This is a genomic window from Streptomyces montanisoli, from assembly GCF_017813245.1.
GTDB lineage: Bacteria > Actinomycetota > Actinomycetes > Streptomycetales > Streptomycetaceae > Streptomyces > Streptomyces montanisoli.
Map to the genome: position 1 here is coordinate 1 of NZ_JAGIQL010000255.1, position 6,644 is coordinate 6,644.

At 73.3% G+C, this 6,644-nt stretch carries 7 protein-coding genes; 5 read left to right on the top strand and 2 right to left on the bottom strand.

The window, feature by feature from the left end; translation table 11 throughout:
* Together JFN87_RS31415 and JFN87_RS31420 are read left to right on the top strand one after the other, a co-directional pair.
* Positions 1-823, top strand: an 823-nt coding sequence (locus tag JFN87_RS31415) for a peptidoglycan-binding domain-containing protein (protein WP_209345641.1), incomplete at its 5' end; no start/stop codon positions are given.
* Between the two features lie 245 nt (positions 824-1,068).
* Positions 1,069-1,794 carry an HAD-IA family hydrolase gene (locus tag JFN87_RS31420; RefSeq protein ID WP_209345643.1) on the top strand — a complete coding sequence of 242 codons (726 nt, stop codon included), beginning with the start codon at positions 1,069-1,071 and terminating at the stop codon, positions 1,792-1,794.
* A 114-nt stretch (positions 1,795-1,908) separates the two neighbouring features.
* On the opposite strand, the gene JFN87_RS31425 is transcribed toward JFN87_RS31420, so the two are convergent.
* Entirely contained in the window at positions 1,909-2,493 is a 585-nt protein-coding gene (locus JFN87_RS31425) for a TMEM165/GDT1 family protein (RefSeq protein WP_209345645.1), read from the bottom strand.
* 469 nt (positions 2,494-2,962) lie between these two features.
* Between JFN87_RS31425 and JFN87_RS31430 the strand changes: the two genes are divergently transcribed.
* Entirely contained in the window at positions 2,963-3,553 is a 591-nt protein-coding gene (locus JFN87_RS31430; RefSeq protein WP_245182704.1) for a hypothetical protein, read from the top strand.
* Positions 3,554-3,559: 6 nt separating this feature from the next.
* Here the strand turns inward: JFN87_RS31430 and JFN87_RS31435 are convergent, their stop codons facing one another.
* Positions 3,560-4,024: a TIGR03668 family PPOX class F420-dependent oxidoreductase gene (locus tag JFN87_RS31435; RefSeq protein ID WP_209345647.1), complete on the bottom strand. Its 465-nt coding sequence runs from the start codon at positions 4,022-4,024 to the stop codon at positions 3,560-3,562.
* Between the two features lie 86 nt (positions 4,025-4,110).
* Here JFN87_RS31435 and JFN87_RS31440 point away from each other — a divergent pair, with 86 nt between their 5' ends.
* Entirely contained in the window at positions 4,111-5,808 is a 1,698-nt protein-coding gene (locus tag JFN87_RS31440) for an alkaline phosphatase D family protein (protein WP_209345649.1), read from the top strand.
* Positions 5,809-6,131: 323 nt separating this feature from the next.
* Positions 6,132-6,599 carry a DoxX family protein gene (locus JFN87_RS31445; RefSeq protein WP_209345651.1) on the top strand — a complete coding sequence of 156 codons (468 nt, stop codon included), beginning with the start codon at positions 6,132-6,134 and terminating at the stop codon, positions 6,597-6,599.
* Positions 6,600-6,644 lie beyond the last annotated feature (45 nt).

Below are 6,644 nucleotides of genomic sequence, written 5' to 3' on the forward strand. Positions count from 1 at the left end.
GCCGCACGCACCCGACCGTGCCGACGCGGGCAGGGGCGCGCGCAGGCCCATGAAGGCGGTCGCCCTTGGCGTGACCGCCGCGGCCGTGCTCGGCACGGCGGCGTTCGCGTCCGGCATGTTCTCCGGCGGCGGCTCCGGCGAGGCGCTCGCCGACGCGACGCACGCGGGGCTGCCCGACACCACACTCCCGGACGCGGCGACGGCCGCCCCCGCCCAGCCCTCGGGCCACTCGGCGCTCTCGGGCACGTCGTCCCGCACGTCCGCCACGGCGAAGAACATCGCCGCGGGGCACAGCGCCTCGTCGAGTGCCCAGCACGGCGCCGACAGTGCGGCGGGCGGCCGGACGGCGCGCACCGACGCGGGCAACTCGCTCGCCTACGGCGACAGCGGCTCGCGTGTGGCGGCGCTCCAGCGGCGGCTGGCGGAGATGTACCTCTACCACGGCGCGCAGGACGGCGAATACGGCCGGTCCGTGGCCGCGTCGGTCCGCATCTACCAGATGTACCGGCACGTCAAGGGCGATCAGCCGGGCGTGTACGGGCCGAACACCCGGCGCGCGCTGGAGTCGGAGCAGACGCCGCGGCAGGGGACGCAGGACGCCGGCGGCACCGGCACGCAGCAGACCCAACGGACCCAGCAGACGCAGCAGACGCAGCACTCCTGGCGGCACTCGCGCTCCCGGCAGGAGACCCGGCAGCAGTCGCGGCAGGAGTCGGGCACCCACCTCTCGGACGACCGGTACGGCGCGCAGAGCCCGTACGGCACGTATGCGGGAAGCACGGGCGACCACTTCGGCGGGTACGGCGGGTCGCACTACCGCTGACGCGGCGCGCGCCACGGCTGACGCGTCCCGCGCTCGGCCCGCACTGGGCGGCGCCCAGGTGGCGCGTATCACACGCCGCCCACCTGCGCGGACGCTCGTTCCCCGGCGTTCACCCCCCGGTGGTGGCGCGCCATGCCCTCTGGTTTGTACTGTGGGGGAACAAAGTGGTTCCGCCCGTACTCCCTGACCGGCGGGCGGGACCGCTTGTCCCGCCCCTCCCCCGCCCCCGTCCTGGAGTCGCGCGCATGCAGGCCACCGCCCCCGAAACCGTCCTCACCTGCCGGGCTGTGCTGCTCGACATGGACGGGACCCTGGTCAACTCCGACGCGGTGGTGGAGCGCGTGTGGCGCGAGTGGGCCGTACGGCACGGGCTGGACGGCGACGCGATCATGGGCGTCGTCCACGGCAGGCAGGGGTACGCCACGATGGCGGCGCTGCTGCCCGACCGGCCGATGGAGGCGAACTACGCCGAGAACGAGCGGATGCTGGCGCAGGAGACCGCGGACACGGAGGGCGTCGTCCCGGTGCCCGGCGCGCCCGCCTTCCTCGGCGCGCTCGTCGCGGCCGGGCTGCCGCACGCGCTCGTCACCTCGGCCGACGTGGCGCTCGCCGAGGCCAGGATGGACGCCGCGGCCCTGCCGATGCCGATGATCCGCGTCACCGCCGAGGACGTCAGCGCGAGCAAGCCGGACCCCGAGGGGTTCGTGAAGGGCGCGGCGGGCCTGGGCTTCGCGCCGGAGGACTGCGTGGCCTTCGAGGACTCAGAGGCGGGTATCGCCGCGGCGCGCGCGGCCGGCATGCGGGTGGTGGGCGTCGGGCCGCGTGCGGCCGCGATGGCCCCCACGGCGCACGTGCGCGACCTGACGCAGGTGACGGTCGAGCGGAACGCGGTGGACCGCGGCGCGGTGGACCGCGCCACAGCGGACCGGAACGCGGCGACGGCGGGCATCACCCTGCGCATCGCGCCGTGAAGCCGCGCCGGCGCTCGGCCCCCGGCGCCGGCGCTCGGCGCCCCAGCGCCGGCCCACCGGCGGACGCCCGCCCACCGGCCGGTCCCGGCGCGAGGCGGGCCCCGCCGCGGCCCCTCAGCCCGCGATCGCCTCGTAGAGGCTGAACCCCGCGAGCGCGATCATCACGAGCGCCGCGATCTTGGTGATCAGCTTCAGCGGGACGTACTTCATCAGCGTCCTGCCGCCGAGGATGCCGAGCGCGCCGACCGCCCACAGGGCGAGGACGGCGCCGATGCCGACCGAGAACGGGTCGTCGTACCGCGCGGCCAGGTTGGCGGTCATGATCTGCGTGAGGTCGCCGAACTCGGCGACGAGGATGAGTGTGAAGCCCGCGCCCGCGACGCGCCAGAAGGACTGGTCGGCGGGCGCCTTGATCTCCTCGTCCTCCTCCTCGTCCTTCTTGAACAGGAGGACCGCGGCCCCCGCGAGGAACAGCACGCCGACCACCCCCTGCACGAGCCGGTGCGGCAGCAGGGTCAGCAGGCTGCCCGCCGCGATGGCGAGCGCGACGTGGACGGCGAAGGCCGCGGCCACGCCCGCGAACACGTATGAGGCGCGGTAGCGCGTCCCCAGCATCAGGCTCGCGAGAGCGGTCTTGTCGGGCAACTCGGCGAGGAAGACCACGCCGAAGACGATCGCCATGACGGTGAAGCTGAACACTGGTCGTTGTCCTCAATCGGTCGGGCGCGCCGCGCCGTGAGGACGACCGTACGAGGGGACGGACCGCTTCGGCGCGGCAGCGTCGTCGTCGGCGCCACCGGCATCCCGCGCCGGCGGCGTGCACCACGGATCACTGCGGCCGAAGGTCTCGCCGGCGGGCCGTGAAACACGGGCCGCCTCCGGGCGCCGGCCAGGTCGGGACGGATCCCGGGCCCGGCAGTATGTCGACGTTCCGGCGAAGAGCTACTCCCCTTCTGCTGGCCCCAGCCTACGTCACGGGCCGCCTCGCCATGCAGAGCCCTCGGACCCCGGCTGTCCCGGATCGCGTCACCCCTCTTGTTTTGACGTGAACCTGACCCCAAGCTGTCTTCCGGCGCATGCGCGACGGACACCCTGCGCCGGCCGCTCTACGCGCGTCACGCGATCGAAACGCGTCCCCGCACGACAGACCCACGTGGATGACATGAGCATGACTAACCGAAACGAGGCCTTCATGCGTTCCCTCTCCCGAATACCGGTCGCCGTCTGCTCCGCGCTCGCCCTGGCGGGCAGCGGACTCCTCCTCGGCGTGAACGCCGGCACCGCACAGGCCGCCGGTACCGCGCAGGCGGCCGGTACAGCGCAGGCGGCCAGTTGCTCGCAGGCATACCTGCCGCTGCCGGACCCGTCATGCACCCCCGGCGTGTACAACTCCGACGTCACCCAGTCGACGATCGACTCGACCATCTGCGTCTCCGGCTGGACGGCGACCGTCCGCCCGCCCACGTCCTACACCAACCCGCTGAAGGTGCAGGGCATCGCGGACTACGGCTACACGAACACCTCCACCTCCGCATACGAGGAGGACCACTTCATCCCCCTGGAGCTCGGCGGCTCCCCGCGTGACCCCGGGAACCTGTGGCCCGAGCCGTACTCGGGCACGAAGACGGCCAGGAGCAAGGACGGCGTCGAGACGAAGCTCAAGAACGCGGTGTGCGACGGGAGGATCACGCTGTCCGCCGCCCGCAGCGCCATGAAGAACAACTGGACGACGGCTCTCAGCGTCACCGGCATCGGCTGATCGCGGCTACCCGGCCGGGTCCGTGTACGCCCACCCCGTGACGCGCGCGACGTCGATCACGATGACCGGGCCGTCCGGCCGGTGCGCCGCGTACTGCGGGTACTTGGCCACCAGGCGGTCCACCGCCTCGGCGCGCTCGGCGGCCTCCTGACCGTCGGCGCCCCGCTCGGCGCCGGCGGCCAGGACGCGGGCCGTGCCGTCGGCGCGCACCCACCACAGCCGCGTCCAGTCGTCGTCGCTGTACTCGTCGGCCAGCGCGCACACGCGCGGCTCGGCCTCGATGTTGCGCAGGCGCCTGAGGTCCCTGGTCCGCTTGGGCTTGTGGTCGACGGCGATGGCGAGCCTGCCGCCGCCGTAGAAGGCGAACGTGGCCGGCACCTGGTGGGGCGCGCCGTCGGCGTCCACGGTGGCGAGCCTGAGCACACGGGCGGCGCCGAGCCGTCGCCTCGCCTCGTCCTCGGTCAGTCGCACGGTCCATTCGTACCGCGCCGGGGGCCGCCTCGCGCACCACGACCCGGTGTCCGTAGCGTACGGGCGGACATGAGGAGAGGTGACGCATGACCGAGCTTCGGCTGGGCCCCGTGCTGCGGCACGTCGCGTGGGACGGATCGGGAACGGCGACCGTATGGGTGGAGGCGGACGGTGCCTGCACCGCCGAAGTCCGTTGCGCGGACGGGGCGTCGGGGTCGGCGCCGACGTTCGAGGTGGCCGGGCACCACTATGCGCTCGTGCTGGTCGAGGGGCTGACGCCCGGCACGTCCACGACGTACGAGGTACGTCTTGACGGGCACGGCGTCTGGCCGCGGGCGCCGCACGGCGCAGAGGCACCATCGGCCACGGCGAACGGCCGGGTGTTCCCGCCGAGCGTGATACGCACGCCGTCGCGGGACGCCGGCGGGGCGCGCGTCGCCTTCGGCTCCTGCCGGTGGGCGAGACCCGCCAAGGAGGGCCACGACCCCATCGGGCCCGACGCCCTCGACACACTGGCGCTGCGGCTCGCGGCGGCGGACGAGGCGGACCGGCCCGATCTGCTGTTCCTCGCGGGCGACCAGGTGTACGCGGACGAGACGTCCAAGGAGACGCAGCTGTGGCTGGCCTCCCGGCGCGACCTCCGGCGCCCGCCGGGCACGCAGGTGGCCGACTACGAGGAGTACACCCACCTCTACGACGAGTCGTGGGGCGACCCCGAGGTGCGGTGGCTGCTCTCCACCGTGCCGAGTTGCATGATCTTCGACGACCACGACGTCATAGACGACTGGAACACCAGCGGTTCCTGGCTCGACGAGATGCGCGCCACCGACTGGTGGGAGGAGCGGATCGTCAGCGGGCTGATGTCGTACTGGGTCTACCAGCACCTCGGCAACCTCTCGCCCGAGGAGCTTGACCGCGACGAGCTGTACGCGGCGGTGCGGGAGGGCACGGACCCGACGGCGGCGCTGCGGCAGTTCGCGGCGCGCGCCGACCGCGACCGCACGACGACCCGGTGGAGCTACCGCCGCGACCTGGGCCGCACGCGCCTGCTGGTGGTCGACTCGCGCGCGGCGCGCGTGCTGGCGGAGGACGGGCGCGAGATGGTCGACGAGGAGGAGGCGCGCTGGGTGCGCGAGCAGGCGCTCGACGCGCCGGGCTCGTACGACCACCTGCTGCTCGGCACATCGCTGCCGTGGCTGCTGCCGCCGATGATCCACGACCTGGAGAGCTGGGACTCGGTGCTGTGCGGCGGCGGGCGCGGACCGCGCTGGACGCGGATCGGCGAGCGGCTGCGCCGGAAGGCCGACCTGGAGCACTGGGCTGCGTTCCCGCGCTCGTTCGGCGAACTCGCGGACCTGGTCGCGGAGGTGGGCAGCGGGCCCGAGGCCCCGGCGACGGTGTGCGTGCTGTCGGGGGACGTGCACCACGCCTACATCGCGGAGGCGGCGTGGCCGCGGGAGCGGCCAGGGGGCGAGGTCGGCTCGCGGGTGGTGCAGCTGACGTGCTCGCCCGTGCACAACTCCGTCCCCGGCTATATGAAGTTCACGTTCCGCATGGGCTGGAGCGGTGTCGGCAGGGGTCTTGGCCGATTGCTGCGGCTGCACGGGCGCCTGGAACACCCGCCGGTGGCGTGGGACAGGACGGGCGGCCCGTGGTTCGGCAACCAGTTGATGACACTGACCCTGGACGGCCGCCACGCCGATCTGCGCCTGGAGCAGTCCCGCGCGGACCGGGACGGGACGGCGAGCCTGGTGACGGTGGACGAGCGGACGCTGACGCGCTGAGGCACCGGAGGGGCGGCGCGGCAGAGGAAGGCGCGGCGGAATGCCGCGCGGTGACGCGTTGCCCCTCCCGCCGCAGGGGCCGGTTTCGGACGAGCGTGCACCCTGGCACAAAGCGGCCCGTAACACCGCAGAACGCCGGGTACCGCGGTAAGGGCATGTCCATGACCGCCAGGCACGTCCGCATAGCGCACCTCCGCGCGACCCGAATCGTTCGTGCGAAGGCATCGAACCCGCACCAGTGCATTTCCCCGCCGGGCACGCACGAGGAGACTCCACAGGTCCATACCAACTTGGTCTCGACCGACCGAAGGAGTCACCCCCACATGTTCGGACGACTCGATCGGACACAGCCCTATGTCCTCGGCCTGTTCAGAATCATCATCGGCGCGCTGTTCACCTGCCACGGGGTCGCGACGCTCTTCGGCGTGCTGGGCAAGCACGCCGCGACGGCCGGCGCCTGGCCCGGCTGGTACGCGGCCGTCATCCAGCTCGCCGGCGGCGCACTCGTCATGCTGGGCCTCGCCACCCGGCCCGCGGCCCTCCTCAGCTCCGGGTCCATGGCGTTCGCGTACTTCACCGTCCACCAGGAGCGCGGCCTGCTGCCGATCCAGAACGGCGGCGAGGCCCCGGTGTTCTTCTGCTGGGCCTTCCTGCTGATCGCCTGCGCGGGCCCCGGCGCGCTCGCCTCGCACCGCCTGTTCGCAGGCGGACGGGACGACGCGGCGGCCCCGCCGGACGGCCCGGCCGGCGTGCCCGTGCCCCGGGGACAGATCGGAAGAGCACGCGTCTGAACTCCTGCCTCCGATGCACCACGCATCCCGTCTTCTGCCTGAGGA